This is a genomic window from Paenirhizobium cremeum, from assembly GCF_047553425.1.
In the GTDB taxonomy this organism is placed as follows: Bacteria; Pseudomonadota; Alphaproteobacteria; order Rhizobiales; family Rhizobiaceae; genus Allorhizobium; species Allorhizobium cremeum.
The window spans coordinates 655,529-674,067 of the sequence record NZ_CP180217.1; the positions used below are offsets into that span (position 1 = coordinate 655,529).

At 62.5% G+C, this 18,539-nt stretch carries 19 protein-coding genes; 6 read left to right on the plus strand and 13 right to left on the minus strand.

Annotated features, from left to right (window positions below; all coding sequences use genetic code 11):
* Nucleotides 1–2: 2 nt before the first annotated feature.
* The 5 genes from ACLBKR_RS03085 to ACLBKR_RS03105 all read right to left on the minus strand — a co-directional run bounded on the left by ACLBKR_RS03085 (nt 3) and on the right by ACLBKR_RS03105 (nt 5,309).
* Nucleotides 3–932 carry a substrate-binding domain-containing protein gene (locus tag ACLBKR_RS03085; RefSeq protein WP_112829094.1) on the minus strand — a complete coding sequence of 310 codons (930 nt, stop codon included), beginning with the start codon at nt 930–932 and terminating at the stop codon, nt 3–5.
* A gap of 228 nt (nt 933–1,160) precedes the next feature.
* A complete protein-coding gene (locus ACLBKR_RS03090; RefSeq protein WP_113457029.1) occupies nt 1,161–1,916 on the minus strand; it encodes an ABC transporter ATP-binding protein in 756 nt (251 codons plus the stop codon).
* Nucleotides 1,910–2,977: a FecCD family ABC transporter permease gene (locus tag ACLBKR_RS03095; protein ID WP_112829096.1), complete on the minus strand. Its 1,068-nt coding sequence runs from the start codon at nt 2,975–2,977 to the stop codon at nt 1,910–1,912. The genes ACLBKR_RS03090 and ACLBKR_RS03095 overlap by 7 nt, the downstream gene beginning before the upstream one ends.
* Nucleotides 2,977–4,110, minus strand: coding sequence for an ABC transporter substrate-binding protein (locus ACLBKR_RS03100; RefSeq protein WP_414900601.1), 1,134 nt, complete (start codon nt 4,108–4,110; stop codon nt 2,977–2,979). Before ACLBKR_RS03100 ends, ACLBKR_RS03095 begins: the two co-directional genes overlap by 1 nt.
* 59 nt (nt 4,111–4,169) lie before the next feature.
* On the minus strand, nt 4,170–5,309 hold the full coding sequence (locus ACLBKR_RS03105) for an ABC transporter substrate-binding protein (protein ID WP_113340334.1): 1,140 nt from the start codon (nt 5,307–5,309) through the stop codon (nt 4,170–4,172).
* 117 nt (nt 5,310–5,426) lie between these two features.
* Between ACLBKR_RS03105 and ACLBKR_RS03110 the strand changes: the two genes are divergently transcribed.
* Nucleotides 5,427–6,233, plus strand: coding sequence for a class I SAM-dependent methyltransferase (locus ACLBKR_RS03110; RefSeq protein ID WP_113437425.1), 807 nt, complete (start codon nt 5,427–5,429; stop codon nt 6,231–6,233).
* 45 nt (nt 6,234–6,278) lie between these two features.
* Here ACLBKR_RS03110 and ACLBKR_RS03115 read toward each other — a convergent pair whose 3' ends face one another.
* From ACLBKR_RS03115 to ACLBKR_RS03125, 3 genes are all read right to left on the minus strand, one after another.
* Nucleotides 6,279–6,524, minus strand: coding sequence for a DUF982 domain-containing protein (locus ACLBKR_RS03115; RefSeq protein ID WP_113340336.1), 246 nt, complete (start codon nt 6,522–6,524; stop codon nt 6,279–6,281).
* 68 nt (nt 6,525–6,592) lie between these two features.
* Nucleotides 6,593–7,363, minus strand: coding sequence for a trans-aconitate 2-methyltransferase (gene tam / locus ACLBKR_RS03120; protein ID WP_113439437.1), 771 nt, complete (start codon nt 7,361–7,363; stop codon nt 6,593–6,595).
* A 53-nt stretch (nt 7,364–7,416) separates the two neighbouring features.
* Entirely contained in the window at nt 7,417–8,070 is a 654-nt protein-coding gene (locus tag ACLBKR_RS03125; protein WP_113439438.1) for a haloacid dehalogenase type II, read from the minus strand.
* A gap of 266 nt (nt 8,071–8,336) precedes the next feature.
* Here ACLBKR_RS03125 and ACLBKR_RS03130 point away from each other — a divergent pair, with 266 nt between their 5' ends.
* Nucleotides 8,337–9,224 (plus strand): branched-chain amino acid aminotransferase, encoded by an 888-nt coding sequence (locus ACLBKR_RS03130; protein WP_112829103.1) that lies wholly within the window; start codon nt 8,337–8,339, stop codon nt 9,222–9,224.
* Nucleotides 9,225–9,255: 31 nt separating this feature from the next.
* Here ACLBKR_RS03130 and ACLBKR_RS03135 read toward each other — a convergent pair whose 3' ends face one another.
* From ACLBKR_RS03135 to cyoA, 5 genes are read right to left on the minus strand one after another with little or no spacing between them, the layout of a single operon-like run.
* Nucleotides 9,256–10,038 (minus strand): SURF1 family protein, encoded by a 783-nt coding sequence (locus ACLBKR_RS03135; RefSeq protein ID WP_113447891.1) that lies wholly within the window; start codon nt 10,036–10,038, stop codon nt 9,256–9,258.
* Nucleotides 10,039–10,094: 56 nt separating this feature from the next.
* Nucleotides 10,095–10,565: a cytochrome o ubiquinol oxidase subunit IV gene (gene cyoD / locus ACLBKR_RS03140; RefSeq protein ID WP_113447890.1), complete on the minus strand. Its 471-nt coding sequence runs from the start codon at nt 10,563–10,565 to the stop codon at nt 10,095–10,097.
* The gene (gene cyoC, locus ACLBKR_RS03145) at nt 10,562–11,182 is read right to left on the minus strand and encodes a cytochrome o ubiquinol oxidase subunit III (protein WP_113486506.1); all 621 of its coding nucleotides are present in this window, start codon (nt 11,180–11,182) and stop codon (nt 10,562–10,564) included. The genes cyoD and cyoC overlap by 4 nt, the downstream gene beginning before the upstream one ends.
* Nucleotides 11,179–13,164 (minus strand): cytochrome o ubiquinol oxidase subunit I, encoded by a 1,986-nt coding sequence (gene cyoB / locus ACLBKR_RS03150; RefSeq protein ID WP_113486508.1) that lies wholly within the window; start codon nt 13,162–13,164, stop codon nt 11,179–11,181. Before cyoB ends, cyoC begins: the two co-directional genes overlap by 4 nt.
* Nucleotides 13,154–14,272 carry a ubiquinol oxidase subunit II gene (gene cyoA / locus ACLBKR_RS03155; RefSeq protein WP_414900607.1) on the minus strand — a complete coding sequence of 373 codons (1,119 nt, stop codon included), beginning with the start codon at nt 14,270–14,272 and terminating at the stop codon, nt 13,154–13,156. Before cyoA ends, cyoB begins: the two co-directional genes overlap by 11 nt.
* A 480-nt stretch (nt 14,273–14,752) precedes the next feature.
* Between cyoA and ACLBKR_RS03160 the strand changes: the two genes are divergently transcribed.
* The 4 genes from ACLBKR_RS03160 (at nt 14,753) to ACLBKR_RS03175 (ending at nt 18,536) form a co-directional block, all read left to right on the plus strand.
* Complete coding sequence (locus ACLBKR_RS03160) at nt 14,753–16,861, plus strand: S9 family peptidase (RefSeq protein WP_112829150.1); 2,109 nt, start codon at nt 14,753–14,755, stop codon at nt 16,859–16,861.
* Between the two features lie 169 nt (nt 16,862–17,030).
* The gene (locus ACLBKR_RS03165) at nt 17,031–17,528 is read left to right on the plus strand and encodes a hypothetical protein (RefSeq protein WP_162708244.1); all 498 of its coding nucleotides are present in this window, start codon (nt 17,031–17,033) and stop codon (nt 17,526–17,528) included.
* Nucleotides 17,529–17,653: 125 nt separating this feature from the next.
* On the plus strand, nt 17,654–18,067 hold the full coding sequence (locus ACLBKR_RS03170) for a MerR family transcriptional regulator (protein WP_112829109.1): 414 nt from the start codon (nt 17,654–17,656) through the stop codon (nt 18,065–18,067).
* Nucleotides 18,068–18,077: 10 nt separating this feature from the next.
* Nucleotides 18,078–18,536 carry a cupin domain-containing protein gene (locus ACLBKR_RS03175; RefSeq protein ID WP_112829110.1) on the plus strand — a complete coding sequence of 153 codons (459 nt, stop codon included), beginning with the start codon at nt 18,078–18,080 and terminating at the stop codon, nt 18,534–18,536.
* Nucleotides 18,537–18,539: the final 3 nt, after the last annotated feature.

The following is an 18,539-nucleotide window of genomic DNA, read 5'->3' on the forward strand; positions in this document are numbered from 1 at the left end:
TCTCACTGGCTCTTGGGCAGGTAGGTGGCGACGTTGGCGGGCGTCACGAGCTCGAAGGGCACGTAGTTCGTCTTCTCGACCTTCTCACCCTTGATAAGCTTCAGGGCTGCCTCGATGGCGCCCTTGCCCTGGCCAGCCGCGTTCTGGAGGATGGTGACGTCGAGATCGCCGGCCACCATGGCGGCAAGCGCGTCGTCGGTGGCATCGACCCCGGCCACCACGACCGTGTCCATCGACATTCCGGCATTCTTCATGGCGCGGATGGCCCCGAGCGCCATTTCGTCATTGTTGGCGATCACGGCATCGAACTTGACGCCGCCTTTCAGCCATTCCTGCATCAGGCTGTCGGCCTGGTCGCGCGACCAGTTCGCCGATTGCCGTTCGACGATCTGGATGCCCTTGCAGGCCTCCGTCGACAACACGTCGGACACGTCCTCGGTGCGCTTACGGGCGGCCGCGTGGAAAAGCTCGCCCATCATCACCACGGCCTTGCCCTTGCCATTCAGCAACCGGCAGACCTCCCTGGTCTCGAGCGTGCCGGAATCCTTTTCGTCGGAGGCGACGACGGCCTGTTTCTCCGGCAGTTCGGCAAGGTTCGAGGGCTCGTTGTTGACGTAGATCAGCGGAATGCCGGCGTCGCTGGCGATCTTCGACATTTGCGGTCCGAGATCGCCGTCCGCCGGGGCCACGATGATCGCGTCGACCTTGTCCGCTACGAATTTCCGCAGTTGTTCCAGCTGTTTGGCGGTGTCGCCTTCGGCGTTTTCCGAAACGATCTTCAGCCCGGGGATCGTCTTCCCATGGGCGAGAATGCCGTTCAGCAATACCGTCTTGAATTTATCGAGGCCTGACATCGAGACGCCGATCGTCTGCGCGCTGGCGGTGCCGGCGGTCAGGAGGAGCGTCAGGGCCAGCAGAGAGGTCTTGTGCATCGAAATCACCGAATCTCCGGTTGTGGATGCAAAAGAGCATGTTCGTTGATGGTTAATTAGATGTATATTTATGGAACATGGCGTAACTTTATTCCGCCGTTATGGAATTATAATTCCATCTATGGAATCGGGCGCACGGTGGTCGCCCCGTTCCGGTGCCGCCGCCCGGAAACCTGGAGCGCCCGTGCGTCCGAACGGACGCACCAAGGACGCTCTTGCTTGTCAAACCTAGGACAATGCCGAATCGACGATCACCAGCGGCCGGCCCTGCGTGCAATTCTCGATGCGGGCATCGACGCGGTAGACGGAACGCAGAAGCTCGGCCGTGATGACCTCGGTCGTCGGACCGCTCGCCACCAGCTGGCCATCGGCCACCACCATGGCATGATCGCAGTAACGCATGGCGTGGTTGAGGTCGTGCAGTGCGATCAGCACGGCGATGCCGCTCTGACGGGCAAGGTCGCGCATATATTGCAGCACCTCGATCTGGCGGAAGAGATCGAGCGCCGAGGTCGGCTCGTCCATCAGCAGGATATCCGGCTTGCGCACCAGCGCCTGGGCGATGGCGACGAGCTGGCGCTGGCCGCCCGACAGCGCGCCGAGATCGCGGAAGGCGAGGTCGTTGATGCGAAGCGAGGCGAGGATACGGTCGATATCCACCAGTTCGTCGTCCGCCACCTTCCAGCCGGACCCCTGCTTGGCGGCCAGCAGCACGGATTCGTAGACGGTCAGAACAGCGTTGGCGCCGGTATCCTGCGGCATGTAACAGATCGGCCGGGAGAGTGCACTCTCGCCGCTCAGATGCACCACGCCTTCGCCTTTCAGCAGGCCCGCGATGCGCTTGAACAGCGTCGACTTGCCGGCGGCGTTGGGACCGATCACGGCCGTCAGTCCGCCGCCTTCGATACTGCCGGTGGAGATATCCTCGAAGATCCGGTTCTTGCCGTAGCGGGCGCCGAGGCTTTCGAGTCTGAGGGCTACCATGCGCGCCTCCGGTTGGTGAAGATCAGCGAGAAGAAGAACGGAACGCCCACGAGCGCAGTGATGACGCCGATCGGCAGGATGGCGCCGGGGATCAGCATCTTCGAGACGACCGAGGTGACGGAAAGCAGCAGCGCGCCGCAGATCACCGAACCCGGCAGGAAGAAGCGCTGGTCCTCGCCGACCACCATGCGGGCGATATGCGGACCGACGAGGCCGATGAAGCCGATGGTGCCGACGAAGGAGACCGGAATGGCTGCCAGCAGGCTGACGAGCATCATCGTTTCCAGCCGGAGCCGCTTGACGTTGACGCCGAAGGAGGCTGCCTTGTCGTCGCCGAGGCGCAGCGCCGTCAGCGCCCAGGCATTGCGGGCGAAAAGCGGCACGCAGAAAACCAGCACGGCGCCCGTCACCGCAACCTTGCCCCATGTCGCCTTGGTGAGCGAACCCATGGTCCAGAACACGACGGCGGCGAGCGCCTGTTCGGAGGCGAGATATTCGAGCAGCGAGAGCAGCGCGTTGAAGGTGAAGACCAGCGCGATGCCGAGCAGCACGATGGTTTCCACGGTGACGCCGCGCAGCGTCGAGACGCCGTAGATGAAGAGCGACGCAGCCATCGCCATCACAAAGGCATTGATCGGGATCATGAACTGCACTGCGGTCGGGAAGATCGCGACGCCCGCCACGAGCCCGAGGGCTGCGCCGAAACCGGCGGCGGCGGAAATGCCGAGCGTGAACGGGCTCGCCAGCGGATTGGCGAGGATCGTCTGCATCTGCGCGCCCGCAAGCGAAAGACAGGCGCCGACGGTGACCGCCATCAGCGCCACCGGCATGCGGATATCCCAGATCACCACCCGCAATTGGTCGCCCGCGGAGGACGGCCATAAAATGGTGGAGACGACCTCGCTCAGCGTATAGCGGGCAGGACCGAGCGCCATGTCGGCGGCGACGCTCACGAGAAGTGCGGCGACCATGAGCCCGAGGATCGTCAGACGCCGGGCGGAAATCGCCCGGTACTGGCTGCGCCCCGCGGCGCTTTGCAGTGTTTCGGTGGCAACGGCCATCAGTTGGTTCCCTTATCGAGCGAGACGAAATAGCCGGGCTTGTAGGCGATCGGTAGGAACTTCTCGTGGAATTCACGGAACGTCGCTTCCGGGTCCAGATCGGCGAAGAGGTCCGGATGGAACCACTTGGCGAACTGCTGGATCGGCGCGAATTCGTAAGGGGCTCCGTAGAACTGGTGCCAGACGGCGTGCACCTCGCCGTCGGTCACCGCCTTGAGCCCGGAAAAGCCGCTGCGCTGCATCAGCGCCTGCAGTTTCTCTCGTGCGGCCTGCGGGTCGGCGCCGCGGCCGACATGGACGAAGCGATTGGTCTTGGATTCGGCCGCCCAGTTGGAACCGGTGGCGATGTATTGGTCCGGATTCTGGACGATCAGTTGTTCGATGCTGATATCGCCGAAGGTCGTCTTGATGACGTCCGCGGCAATGTTGTGGCCGCCGGCGCGTTCGACCATCTCGCCGAAATTGGCCGGGCCGAAGCTCCGGCAGCAGCCGTTCTCGGCGTCGTTGCCGGGAGCGCGCTCGATGAAGACCTTGGGACGTACGAGATTGGGCTGGCTCGCGATGCGGTCCGTGACGCGGGCGATCTGTTCCCGGCGAAACGCGATGAATTCCCGCGCCTTTTCCTCGCTGCCGAAGATCTCGCCGAGAAGCTCGATCGACTTTTCGCTGTTCTTCGCCGGGTCCACGCGGAAGTCGACATAGACGACCTTGATGCCGGCGGCGGCAGCCTTTTCTTCCAGTCCGCCTTCCAGCGCGCCTTTGCGCGACTCGATGTTGAGCGTCAGCACGTCGGGCGCAAGGGCGATGGCAGCTTCCAGGCTGAATGTACCGTTCGGCACGTAGCCGAAGCGGGGCAGGGTCGCAAGGGCGGGAAAGCGCTCCACATAGGCCGCGTAGCTGTCGGCGTCCTTGGTCAGGAAGTCGTCGCGCCAGCCGACGATGCGGTCGAGCATGTGCTCGCCGGTCAGCGCGGCGATGACATGGATCTGCCGGGCCTCTCCGACGAGAACGCGCTTCGCCGGCAGGTCGAGTTCGATCGTCCTGCCGGCGACGTCGGTGATGGTCTCTGCAAGGGCAGGGCTGCCCAGAAATGGAAGAAGGGCGATTATCGTCCGGGTGTATCTGGCAATCATTCGTATCGTCCTTGGGGAAGCGGCCGGCAGATGGTTTCCGCCGGCCTTTCCGTTCTGGCTTAGAGGCCGGCCTTCAGCGAGGCGAAGTAACCGGTGTGATAGGCGACCGGCAGGAAGCGTTCGTGCAGTTCCTTGAACGTGGCTTCCGGATCGAGATCGGCAAACAGGTCGGGATGCAGCCACTTCGCGATCTGCTGCACGGCGACGAACTGGTAGGGGCTGTTGTAGAACTGGTGCCAGATGGCGTGGACATTGCCCTCGGTAACCGCCTTGATGCCGGTGAAGGCCGGGCGCTTCATCAGGGCTGCGAGTTTTTCCTCGGCCTTGGCCTTGTCTGCGCCCGGGCCGACGCCCACCCAGGCGCCGCCCGGAACGTAGAGTTCCCAGTTGGAGCCCGTGACGATCACCTGATCCGGGTTGGACGCGATGATCTGCTCCGGATTGACCGCACCGAAGGTGCCGGGGATGATGTCCTTGGCCATATTGATGCCGCCGGCGAGTTCGACCATCTTGCCGAAGTTCTCGTTGCCGAAGGACATGCAGCAATCTTCGGAATAACCGCCGGCGCGTTCCATGAACACCACCGGCTTCTTCAGGTCGCCGGCCTTGGCGAGCGTATCGGTGACACGGGCGAGTTGCTCGTCGTGGAACTTCACGAATTCCTCGGCGCGCGCTTCCTTGCCGAACAGCTTGCCGATGATGCGCATGGATTCATCGGTGTGCTGCATCGGCTTTTCGCGGAAGTCGATATAGACCAGCGGAATGCCGACCTTGGCGAGCTTTTCGATATAGCCGCTTTCCTCGGTCGCGGACTTCGCCTCCGTGTTCATGATGATGACGTCCGGCTTCAGCGCGACTGCCTGCTCGATGTCGAACGTGCCGTCCTTCATCCCGCCGAAGGTCGGGATCTTCGCCATTTCCGGGAATTTCTGGAGATAGATGTTGTAGCCGTCGAGGTCGGCCTTCTGGAAGTCGTCGCGCCAGCCGACGACGCGCTTGAACGGTGCATCCGTGTCGAGAGCGCCGGTGAAATAGATCTGGCGGCCTTCGCCGAGGATGACCCGCTCCACGGGAACGTTGACTTCGACTTCACGACCCGTGATGTCCTTGATCTTGATTGTCTCACCCGCTTCGGCGATACCCGAAAAAAGCGCAAGCGAAATCGTGGCGGCGGCGGCCACCCTGTTCAAATGGAGCACGTCGTCCTCTCCTGTGCAGTGGAATTCCAAGCGATCTATTATTTTATGACTTTCATAGTCAACTAATATCTTTTAGAAAGTTTCCAATGTCACTCATATTTCATGGGAAATACCGAAATGCAGACCGCTGCAGCCCTTTCGAACCACGATCTTCGCGACGAAATCAAAGCCTACTGGTCGCTGCGGGCAGAGACCTTCGACAGCCAGCCCGGCCATGAGATTTTCTCGGAAGAGGAGCGTGCCGCCTGGCATTCGCTGCTGCGCAGACATCTGGGCGATGGCGAGGGCAGGCAGGCGCTCGATCTCGCCTGCGGCACGGCCGTCGTCTCCCATCTTCTCGATGACCTTGGCTTCAGGGTGACGGGCATGGACTGGGCGGAACCGATGCTCGAAAGGGCGCGCGCCAAGGCGAAAACCCGTGGACGGCAGATCCGTTTCCTGATGGGGGATGCGGAAAATACCATGGAGGCCGATGCGTCCTACGACGTCGTCACCAACCGGCATCTGGTCTGGACGCTGGTCGATCCGCTCGCCGCCTTCCGCGAATGGCATCGGGTGCTGAAGCCGGGTGGGAAGCTGCTGGTGGTCGACGGCGATTTCGTCAATCCCGGTCTGGTCGCGAAGCTTGCCAAGCGCCTGGCCGTCATGGTTTCCCGCTTCACAGGAGAAAGCAGCAAGCCGCAGAACGGGCCGGCGACCGGGGCGATGACCGAGACCCACCAGAGCATCCTCTCCCGCGTCTATTTCTCGCAAGGCGCGCGCGCCGAAGCGGTGGCCGACCTGCTGCGGCAGGCCGGTTTCTCGACCGTCACGATCGACACCGACATGCGGGCGATCCACCGCACGCAGAAGAAGAATTTCAGTTTCCTGAAGGGCCTCGAACGCGCCACTCAGCACCGCTACGCCATCTGCGCGGTGAAGTGAGGGGGCTGGCGTGCTGACAGCGTTCGAAACGAACGCCGGCGCAATTTACTTCTTGATGGCGATCCCGGCTTCCACGGCGGCGGCGATGAAGGCCTGGCGGGCATCCTCATCGGTCTTCTTGCCGGCTTGAACGGCGGCGCAGACCAGAAGGGCGCGGTCGAGCGCCGGACCTTCCTCGGTCGGCCAGTCCTCGATCATCGCCCAGGAGGCGGCTTCCGTGGTGTCGATCGTGACGTCGCTGCCGTCCTCGCCGAGAGCGAGAATGACGGGATTTTTCCAAGGCTTGTTCATCGGGCATGCTTTCGAAATGGGATGGGCGACCGGTCGCTCTTCGGGCGTCGAAGCGCTTCTTACACAAGTTACGCCTTTACCGCCACGACGAAGAAGCGCGGAAATTTCAGGAGCACCCGGCCATCGGCCATGGGCGGATAGGCCTGCCTGATGCGGCCGGTATAGTCGGCGAGGAAGGCGGCCTCGTTTTCGGCCCCTGCCGTAGCGAGATAGGGGCGAAGCCCGGTGCCCTTCACCCATTCGACGATCGCCTCGGCATTGGCCATGGGGTGATAGTAGATTGTGTGCCAGACATCGACGCGGGCAGCTTTCGGCGACAGGCGTTCCATGTAGCTGGCAGGCGAGGGCAGCAGCGCGCGCCGCAGGCACCCTCCGGCGAAGGAGCCCTTCCATGGCCCGGCAGCGCCCGTTTCCTCCATCAGGAGATGGGTCGGCTGCTCGAGATTGTCGGGCATCTGCACGGCGAGCACGCCGCCGGGCGCCAGATGATCCATAAGGCGCGCGAGCAGCGACAGGTGGTCCGGCAGCCATTGGAAGACGGCATTGGCATAAAGGAGGTCGGCGGGCTGCGGCGGCGTCCAGCTGGCAAGGTCTGCCTGGAGGAAAGGCGTACCGGGCAGCCGCTTGCGCGCCTTGGCCAGCATGTCGTCGTCGCTGTCCAGCCCGGTGACGGCAGCCTTGCCGAACCGTTCGATCAGAAGCTCGGTCGAATTGCCGGGGCCGCAACCGAGGTCGTACACCCGGCCGGCCTCGCCAGGCGGCACCTGTGCAAGGAGATCGCGGGCGGGGCGGGTGCGTTCATCCTCGAACTTCAGATATTGCTCGGCCGACCATGCCATGGCGTGCTCCCTGAAACGTCATTACAGACCTCTGGCAGATCCTCGCGATGATCTCATGACGGCAGGCTTTCCAGCGATGGCAGGATGAGATCCGGTCCATGATCGGCATATTCGTCCGGCAGCCCTGCGCGGTTGATCCAGACCGTGCGGAAACCGAACTTCTTCGCGCCGGCGATGTCCCAGCGGTTGGACGACTGGAAGGAGACGGCATGGGGATAGAGCCGGTAGCCGGTCGTCACCATGTCATAGACCTGCGGCGCCGTCTTGTAGGCGCGGATCGCATCGACCGAGAAGACGTCGTCGATTACCGTGTCCAGCGCGGCGTTCTTCACCGCCGCCGCCAGCATGTCGGGCGAGCCGTTGGAAAGGATCGCGATCTTCGCGCCCTGGCTCTTGAGGCTTCTCAGCACGGCCGGCACTTCCGGATAGCAGTCGAGTTTCCAGTAGGCCGAAAGCAGGTCGGCGCGCAGCGACCGGTCGACCTCGGGCATCCGGGCGAAGGTGTAGTCCAGCGCTTCTTCCGTGAGTTTCCAGAAATCGCGATAGCTGCCCATCAGCGTGCGCACCCAGGAATATTCGAGCTGCTTGGCCCGCCACATTTCGGAAAAGCGCTGATGCTCGGGGCCGGCCCGCTCGGCATGGCGGCGCACGGCGGCGTGCACGTCGAACAGGGTGCCATAGGCGTCGAAGACGAAGGCTGCGGTCATTTTTCCCCACTTGGCGTTCCCACCGCCGGATCGGATGGATGGCATGCGCCGGATTATGCCACGCCGCGGCGGCAGCGCGAAAGCGCGCAAACGATCACTATTTTTGATCGACTTATTTGACAAGCTGTTGATTCAACGAAAAGATCTTGCGCGGAAAAAAGCCTTGGCCACGGATTGTTGCCATTTGGGTTGCGGGGGGAGTTTGTCCTTGACCTTGAGGCTTCGGGCGCCCTTGATGGCTGCAACGACAAGAACAGGAGTCCGCCATGGCCGTCGATACTTCCGCCCGCACCACCACCTGGACCTATGTTGATGGAGACTGGATCGCCGGCAATCCGCCGCTGATCGGGCCGGTGTCGCATGCCATGTGGCTCGGATCGACGGTGTTCGATGGCGCCCGCTGGTTCGACGGCATCGCGCCGGATCTCGACCAGCACTGCCAGCGCGTCAACCGTTCCGCTGTCGCCATGGGCATGAAGGCGACGATGCCGGCCGAGGATATCGAGAAGCTCGCCTGGGAGGGCATCGGCAAGTTCGACGGCAAGACGGCGATCTACATCAAGCCGATGTACTGGGCCGAGCATGGCGCGCCTTTCTCGGTCGTTGCCGCCGATCCGGAATCGACCCGTTTCGCCCTTTGCCTGTTCGAGGCGCCGATGAACACGGCGAAGCCGTCGTCGCTGACGCTCTCCTCCTTCCGTCGTCCGACGCCGGAATGCGCCATGACGGGCGCCAAGACCGGCAGCCTCTATCCGAATTCCGGCCGTATGCTGCACGAGGCCCATAGCCGCGGCTTCGACAATGCGCTGGTGCGCGACATGAACGGCAATGTCGCCGAAACGGCCTCCTCCAACGTCTTCATGGTCAGGGACGGCGTGGTCATGACCCCGGTTGCCAACGGCACCTTCCTTGCCGGCATCACGCGCGCCCGCGTCATCGGCCTCCTGCGGCAGGCCGGTTTCGACGTGCGCGAGATGACGCTCTCGGTCGAGGATTTCATGAATGCCGATGAGGTCTTCACCACCGGCAACTATTCGAAGGTCATTCCGGTCATCCGCCTCGACGACCGCCGGTTCCAGGAAGGTCCGGTCGCCCGCAAGGCGCTCGATCTTTACATGGATTGGGCGCGCTCGACCCACGGCACCGACGGCTGAAACACCCTATGCCGGCGGCGGGAGTGGCGGTTCACTCCCACTCTTCGTCGTCGGCTTCGTATTCCGCCGGCCTGGCACGGCTTCTGCCGAAGACACCTTCGAACCGCAGGAAGATGCCGTACATGAAGAGCGTCATGGCGGCCATGGCGAACCATGTGATTGCGTAGGAGAGATGGGTGTTGCGGAAACGGACCACGGTCATGCCGCCGCGCGGCCAGGCCTTCGGGTCCGACCCAGCGCTCTCGTCGACGAAATAGGGAGCTGCCGGAGCAAGCCCGAGCGCCTGCGTGATCGAGCCGATGTCGCGGCGATACCACTTGCGTTCCGCCGGGTTGTTGGCGCGTGAAAACAGCCAGCCGCGATCTTCGGACATCCTGAGCAGGCCTTCGACGGTGACCGCCCCCTGGGGCGGCGTGCGCTTGGCGGGGTCCTTCAGTTCCTCCGGCACGAAACCGCGATTGACCATGACCACCGTGCCGTCGTCGCGCTTGAGCGGCGTCAGCACCCAGTAGCCGGGGCCGAGAATGGTCGGTGTGTAGATCTGCACCTCGTCCTCGTTGAGGAAGGTGCCGGTCAGCGTGACGCGCCGGTATTCGTCCGCCTCCTGCGTGATCGAGCCCCAGCTGTCCGGTCCGGGCGCTGGCGTGGCGGGCGCCGCGACGCGGGCGTCGACCCTGTGGATGATATCCATTTTCCAGAATAGGCGCTCTATCTGCCAGGCGCCGAGCGAGACGAAGCCGACCGTCAGCAGGCCGGCGATCGCCGAGACGATCAGGAAGCGTGGGCGAGTGATGAGCGAGCGGCGATCGGCCATGGCAAAAGCGGTCCTGGGAAACGAAACGGGCGCCCGTCAGGCGCCCGCAGGTCTCGTCAATGCGTCTGATGCTCGGCGCCGGGCTCCGGCGCGATGCCGGAGGCCTCGCCGTCGCTCATCAGCTGCTGCATCGCATCGTCGCCCATGGGCATCATGTTGGCGTTCATATTGTGCATGACCCAGAGCGAACCCGCCAGCACGATCATCAGGATGATAACGGTCAGCATGGTGGACGACATCGTCCAGCCTTCTTCCTGACTGTTGTTGAGGTGCAGGAAGTAGACGAGGTGAACGACGATCTGCGCCGCGCCGAGGCCCATGATGATGGCGATCAGCGCCGTCCTGCTCATCTCGACTTCGGCCATGACCAGGCCGAAGGGAATGATGGTCAGGATCGCGGCCAGCGCGAAACCGATCATCAGGGTCGAGAGGCTGCCATGGCCGCCATGGCCGCCGTGGCCGCCGTGGCTGCCGTGATCGCCGTGGGCGTGGTCCGCATGAGCGGTGTTGTGGCCGTGTGTGCTCATTGAACGATCCCCACGAGATAGACGAAGGAGAAGACCCCGATCCAGATCAGGTCGAGGAAGTGCCAGAACATGCTGAGCGTCGTGAGACGCCGGCGGTTGGCTTCGATCAGACCGCGCTGGCCGACCTGGATCATCAGCGTGACGAGCCAGATGAGGCCGCCCGTGACGTGAACGCCGTGGGTGCCGACCAGCGTGAAATAGGCCGACAGGAAGCCCGAACGCTGCGGGCCGGCGCCGATCTCGATCAGGTGATGGAATTCGTAGAGTTCCATCGCGATGAAGCCGACGCCGAGCACACCGGTCACGGCGAGCCAGCCGAGCACGCCCGACTTGTTCGCCTTGTCCATCTGCAGCATGGCAAGGCCGAAGGTGATCGACGACAAAAGCAGCAGCACGGTTTCGGCCAGAACGAAGCCCGGCTCGAACAGGTCGGCCGGAGCCGGGCCGCCCGCAAAGGAGCGGCCGAGCACGGCATAGGTGGCGAACAGGCATCCGAAGATGATGCAGTCGCTCATCAGGTAGATCCAGAAGCCGATCGAGGTCGGGCTGCTGTGATGGCTGTGCTCGTCCTCGTCGACGACGGTGACGGGAGAATTGATCTTGACGGCTATGTTCATGCCAGCGCCTCCTTGTGCAGGCTCTCGTGCTTGGCGATCTCATCGACCGGGATGTAGTAGTCGCGATCGTAGTTGAAGGTATGCGCGATGCCGGTGACGATTGCCGCGAGGAAGGCGAGAGCCGCCAGCCACCAGATGTACCAGACCAGAGCGAAGCCCAGCACCAGCGAGAAGAACGACAGGATGATGCCCATCGAGGTTCCCTTCGGCATGTGGATCGGTCGGTAGATGTTGGACCAGCGGAAGCCTTCCTTCTTCATGCTCCACCAGGCGTCGACGCCATGGACGCGGATCGTCTGCGGGAAGTTGTAGTCGGCCGGCGGCGAGGTGGTCGCCCATTCCAGGGTGCGGCCGTTCCACGGATCGGGACCGCAGCGCAGGGCTTCGCGGTTCTTGATGGAGACGGCCATGCCGATGAAGTTGCAGGCGATACCGAGGGCGATCAGCACCGCGCCGAAGGCGGCGACGATGAAGTAGATCTGCCAGCCGGTGTCCATATAGGCGGAGACGCGGCGGGTGACGCCCATCAGGCCGAGCGCATAGAGCGGCATGAAGGCGAAGTAGAAGCCGACGAACCAGAACCAGAAGGAACGCTTGCCCCATTTCTCGTCCAGCTTGAAGCCGAACGCCTTCGGCCACCAGTAGGTGATCGCGGCGAAGACCCCGAAGACCACGCCGCCGATGATGACGTTGTGGAAGTGGGCGATCAGGAACAGCGAGTTGTGCAGCTGGAAATCGACCGGCGGAACGGCGAGCAGGACGCCCGTCATGCCGCCGATGGTGAAGGTGACGAGGAAGCCGACCGTCCACAGCATCGGCACTTCCATCCGCACCCGGCCCTTGTACATGGTGAAGAGCCAGTTGAAGATCTTGGCGCCCGTCGGGATCGAGATAATCATCGTCGCGATGCCGAAGAATGTGTTGACGTTCGCGCCCGAGCCCATCGTGAAGAAGTGATGGAGCCAGACGATGAAGGACAGCACCATGATGCAGGTCGTCGCATAGACCATCGAGCGGTAGCCGAACAGCGGCTTGCCCGAGAAGGTGGCGACGATTTCCGAGAACACGCCGAACATCGGCAGGATCAGGATATACACTTCCGGGTGGCCCCAGATCCAGATGAGGTTGACGTACATCATCGGATTGCCGCCAAGGTCATTGGTGAAGAAGTGCGTGCCGATATAGCGGTCGAGCGTCAGCATGGCGAGCGTGGCGGTCAGGACCGGGAAGGCGGCGACGATCAGCACGTTGGCGCAGAGCGTCGTCCAGGTGAAGACCGGCATGCGCATCATGGTCATGCCCGGCGTGCGCATCTTCAGGATGGTGGCGATCAGGTTGATGCCCGATAGCGTCGTTCCGACGCCGGCGATCTGCAGGGACCACAGGTAATAGTCCATGCCCACCCCGGTCGAATAGGCCGCACCCGACAGCGGCGGATAGGCGAGCCAGCCGACGCGGGCGAATTCGCCGACGAACAGCGAGATGTTGATGAGGATCGCGCCGGCGGCCGTCATCCAGAACGAGAAGTTGTTCAGGAAGGGGAAGGCCACGTCACGCGCGCCGATCTGCAGCGGCATGATGTAGTTCATCAGGCCGGTAATCATCGCCATCGCCATGAAGAAGATCATGATGACGCCGTGGGCGGTGAACACCTGGTCGTAGTGGTGCGCGGGCAGGAAGCCCTCGGCCCCGCCGGCGGCCATGGCCTGCTGGGCGCGCATCATCAATGCGTCTGCGAAGCCGCGGACGAACATGATGAAGGCCATCACGATATACATGATGCCGATCTTCTTGTGGTCGACGGAGGTGAACCACTCGTTCCAGAGATAGCCCCACTTGCCGAAATAGGTGATGGCGCCGAGGAGCGCGATGCCGCCGAGCACGACGGCACAGAAAGTGCCGATCAGGATCGGCTCGTGGATCGGGAAGGCGTTGAGGTCAAGCCGTCCGAAGATCAGGTGCTGAAGGTTTTCAGAGAGCATTCGCTGCTCCTTTCTCGGGGGCAAGCGTCATGGCGGCGGCCGCGGCGCTGATCTGGGTCTCGGAAGTGCAGAGCTGGTTGATCGCGTTCGCCTTGGCGATCGTCTCTGCGTCCGGCGTTTCGCTTTGCGAGGTAATCAGCTCGCCATGGCCGTCCTGGGCGCGGTGCCTGTCGTATTCGTAGAGGTTCTTGTTGCCGACCCCTTCGAGGCCGCCGCCGCCCTGCTTGTCCTGCATCATCATCTGGTGCATGCAGACCTTGCCGGGTTCGACGCAGAGACCGACGATGCGCTGGAACAGGTCGGGCATCACGCCGGCGTAATAGGCGACCGGAACCGAAAACGACGGCTTGTCGAGGGCGATATAGGCGTCCTGGTCAAGCTCGGTGCCGTTGCTGCGCACCTTGGCGACCCAGGCGTCGAAATCGCCGTCGGTCATGGCCAGCGTCTGGAATTCCATCTGCGAATAGCCGGGGCCGGAATAATTGGCCGAGCGGCCGTAGAACGTGCCGGGCTTGTCGGCGATCATGTGCAGCTTCGTTTCCATGGCCGGCATGGCGTAGACCATGCCTGCCAGAGCGGGCACGGAGAAGGCGTTCATCATCGAGGAGGCCGAAAGCTTCAGATTGACCGGACGGCCGGCGGGAATGGCGAGCTCATTGACGGTCGCGACCCCCTGTTCGGGATAGATGAACAGCCACTTCCAGTCGAGCGCGACGGCCTCGACCTCGATCGGCTTGCCGAAGCTTGCCTCGAGCGGCCGGTAGGGGTCGAGCTTGTGGGTGTAGATGTAGGTGAGCGTGCCGAGTGCGGCGATAATCAGGACGGGAACGCCCCAGATGAACACCTCGAAGGTCGTCGAGTGGTTGAACTCGGGATCGTAGTCGGTGTTGTCGGCCCGGTTGGCGCGGTAGCGCCAGGGGAAGTAGACGCCCATAATCATCACCGGAACGATGATGATGAGCATCAGCAGCGTCGAATAGATCAGCAGGTCGCGCTGTTGTTCCGCGACCCAGCCGGACGGGTCGAGCAGCACGTAGTCGCAACCCGAAAGCAGCGGGGCGGCTGCGAGCAGGGGCGCGATGCGCAAGGTCTTCTTGAAAATGTTCATATCGGTCTTCATGGCGAGCAAGAGCGCTCCCGCCTCGCCTAAGCGACGCAGGTCCGCGGTTGTTGCTTGAGACGGCCGGCGGCTAGGGCTTCTGACCGCGCGACCGTCCGTTATGAAGAAAGAGCTTGGGAGGATCTTCTTCGGTGGCCTACCTGCTCCCATTTTTGAAAAAGGTTAAGTGGCTCCCCTGTGACAAATCGTCACAAATGAGACCGTTACGTGCAAAACCAATGGCGTTCGCCTGGCGATTCTGTCGTAAAAGTGAAGAGAAATAGACACTTATCAATTTTCGAGGTGGGTGCGGTCATGGTGTCGCAGCATGCGCATTGATCCGGATCAATCGACGGAAAAAGCGCTCCGGCGCCACGTGCCTGTCCCGTTCCAGACCGGGTAGCCGCCCTCGGATTCCGGCTTGATCGTGGGCTTCGCCCTCTCTATCTCTCAGACACCGTCATGTTTTCCGAGAAGGAAGGTCTTCCCTTGTCCGTCTTCAACAATCTGCCCGTTGCCCCGAGTGCCGCCAAGAAGCCCGTGACCGATATCCGGCACGGGATTGTCCGCACCGACGATTATGCCTGGATGCGGGCCGACAACTGGCAGGCGATGTTCAAGGACCCGAGCCTCCTCGACCCGGAACTGCGCCGGCATCTGGAGGCAGAGAACGCCTATATGGAAGCGGCGATGGCCGATACGAAAGATCTCCAGAAGGCGCTGTTTGCCGAGATGAAGGGCCGCATCAAGGAGGACGATTCTTCGATCCCGATGAAGGACGGCCCTTATGCCTATGGCACCGCCTTCGTCACCGGCGGCGAGCAGCCGCGCTACTTCCGCATTCCGCGCGACGCCGACCACAAGGACGAAGCGATCCGGAAGCTTTTGCTCGACGGCGACAAGGAAGCCGCCGGCAAGGACTATTTCCGTCTCGCCGGCATCGATCATTCGAGCGACCATGCCTTCGGCATCTGGGGTTATGACGACAAGGGTTCCGAATATTTCACCCTGCGCGTGCGCAATCTCGAAACCGGCGAGGATCTGGCCGATGTGATTGAGAACACCGGCGGCGGCGGCGCATGGGCGCCCGACGGCAAGAGTTTCTTTTATACGCTGCAGGACGAGAACCATCGTCCGTCCAAGGTCTTCCACCATATCGTCGGCCAGCCGCAATCGGCCGACCGGCTTGTCTATGAGGAAGAGGACCCCGGTTTCTTCATGAGCGTCGGCGGTTCGCTGCTCGACGACTTCATCTATATCGACATTCACGATCACGAGACCTCCGAATACTATATTCTCTCGACTAAGGACCTGACGGCGGAGCCCAGGCTGGTGGCCAAGCGGGTGGAGGGCGTCGAATACTCGATGACCGAGGGCGGCGACGTCTTCTATATCCTGACCAATGACGGCGGCGCCAAGGACTTCAAGATCATGGAGGCGCCGGTGGAGGCCCCCGGCAAGGAGAACTGGAAAGAGGTCGTGCCGCATGAGCCGGGCCGGCTGATCCTCTCCCATATGGCCTTTGCCCGCCATCTCGTCTGGCTGGAGCGCCGCGATGGCCTGCCGGTCATCATGATCCGCGACCGCAAGTCCGGCGAGGCACACGCCATCGCCTTCGCCGAGGAGGCCTATTCGCTCGGCCTGCAGGGGGCTGCCGAATACGACACCGACGTCATCCGCTTCTCCTATTCCTCGATGACGACGCCGTCGCAGCTCTTCGACTACAACATGGCGACGCGCGAGCGCGTGCTCCTGAAGACCCAGGAAGTGCCATCCGGCCACGATCCGGATGATTACGTCACTCGCCGTGTCTTCGCAGAAGCCCATGACGGCGAGAAGGTGCCGGTCACGCTTCTCTACCGCAAGGATACGAAGCTCGACGGCTCCGCCCCCTGCCTGCTCTATGGTTACGGCGCCTATGGCATCACCATTCCCGCCGGCTTCAACACCAATTGCCTGTCGCTCGCCGATCGCGGCTTCGTCTATGCCATCGCCCATATCCGCGGCGGCAAGGACAAGGGCTTCTCCTGGTACGAAGACGGCAAGATGGAAAAGAAGGTCAACACCTTCAAGGACTTCATCTCCGCCGCCGATTATCTGGTGAAGGAAGGCTTCACCTCCTATGACCGGATCATTGCGGAAGGCGGGTCCGCCGGCGGCATGCTGATGGGCGCGGTCGCCAACATGGCACCGGAAAAGTTCGCCGGCATCATCGCCGCCGTTCCCTTCGTCGATGTCCTGAACACCATGCTCGACGACACGCTGCCGCTCACCCCGCCGGAATGGCCGGAATGGGGCAATCCGATCGAGTCGGAAGAGGAATATCGCTGGATCGCCGCCTATTCGCCCTATGACAATGTCGGCGAGAAGCCCTATCCGCCGATCCTCGCGCTTTCCGGCCTTACCGATCCGCGCGTCACCTACTGGGAACCGACCAAATGGGTGGCGAGACTGCGCGAGAAGACGACGGGCGAAGCTCCGATCCTCCTGAAGACCAACATGGCCGCCGGCCACGGCGGCAAGTCCGGCCGCTTCCAGCGTCTGGAGGAAGTCGCCTTCGAATACGCCTTCGCTATCAAGGTTGCGGGTAAGATGTAACGCCGAGGCCACCATGAGAGGAGGTCAGGGCATGACCGTCCATGTCGCCCTGTCGACGGCCGCCAATGTCGTCGGCGGGAGCGGCAAGGCTTCCCGGCAACTGGCGCATGCCCCCGAAGGCGGCTGAAAGAGCGGTTCGACACTATTCGACAAGGAGACTCCGTCCGGCATGACGAAGGTCGTGCCGACGCGGAGCCTTGCCGTTTGCAGGGAGAGCCCGATTCGCGATGCCGTTCGTGTTTTCGCGCCCAAGGCAAGGGCTGTTATCGTCTTTGCAATGTGGGACGCAAGCTTCGCGCAAGCTTCAATGGTTAATGATTGGTTAACTTCTGAAACGAGAGCGTCCGCCATGCGAATCGATAGCGGTCTGAACAGCTACTATTACCAGAACCGGTACGTGCCGATCTCCGCCGAGGGCGAAGACAGCGCTAACGAGCAGGCGCCGGTAACGACGAGCCGTCTCAGCGGTTCGGGCACATTCAGCAGTTCTCTTCTGTCCAATTCCCTGGCCAGCACCCTCTGGGTCGTCGATGGCGGCCGCAAGCCGGTGCCTTCGATGACGCAGCGCACCTCGTCGGCCTCCTCCTCCGATGACCGCACCGCGGCCCAGAAGGTGGAGGATGTTTATCGGGAATACGACGTGACCTTCGACGAGTACGACGCCTGAGTTATACGGCCTCGCCGATCCCTTTGAAGGCGCCGAAAGGCGCCTTTGTCGTTTCCGCTTCCTTGATTTCCGCGAGCGTGCCTCCTAATCTCTATAGAGACTAGAGATTTCTGGGGATGCGAAAGATGTTCTCGATTGGAGATTTGTCCCGCCGCACCGGGGTCAAGGTGCCGACGATCCGCTACTACGAGCAGATGGGCCTGATCGCGGCGGCCGACCGCACGGGAGGCAACCAGCGGCGGTACGAGCGGCCGGATCTCGAGCGTCTCACCTTTATCCGCCACGCCCGCGATCTCGGTTTCCCGATCGATGCGATCCGGGAACTTCTGGCCTTGAGCCGCCATCCCGACGAACCCTGTGAGCGCGCCGACGATATTGCCCGCGAGCAGCTGATCGAGGTGCGCGAAAAGATCGCCCGCCTCAGGAAGCTGGAGGACGAACTGGAGCGTATTGCCTCCCATTGCGGGGCCCACAGCGTCGGCGACTGCTATGTCATCCGCGCGCTCTCCGACCACGGTCTTTGCAACCACGAACATTGAGGAACAGGCCATGCCCGTAATCAGGCAGGAGGATGCGCCGCTTGACCAGGATGACGGCAAGGGGCCGAACGGCGAACTCGGCCCCTACAGCGCGAGGCTGCTCAGCGATGCCGGCGGACTGACCCAGTTCGGCGCCTTCATCGAGACGCTTCCGCCCGGCTCCCGCTCGTCGCGCAAGCACTGGCATGAGCGCGAGGACGAATTCGTCTTCGTTCTTTCCGGAACCGTGACCCTGCACGAGGGGGACGTGATCGCCGAAATGCAGCCCGGCGACAGTGCGACCTTCAAGGCAGGCGTTGCCGCCGGTCATTGTCTGGAAAATCGCTCGGACGGCCCGGTCAGCTATCTCGTGGTCGGGACGCGCTCGCCCGACGAGGTGGTGCATTATTCAGATGAGGATCTGAAACTCACCAAGATCGGCTTCGTCAAGCATTGGACCGATCGGGCGGGCAATCCGATCGTCCGGTAATTC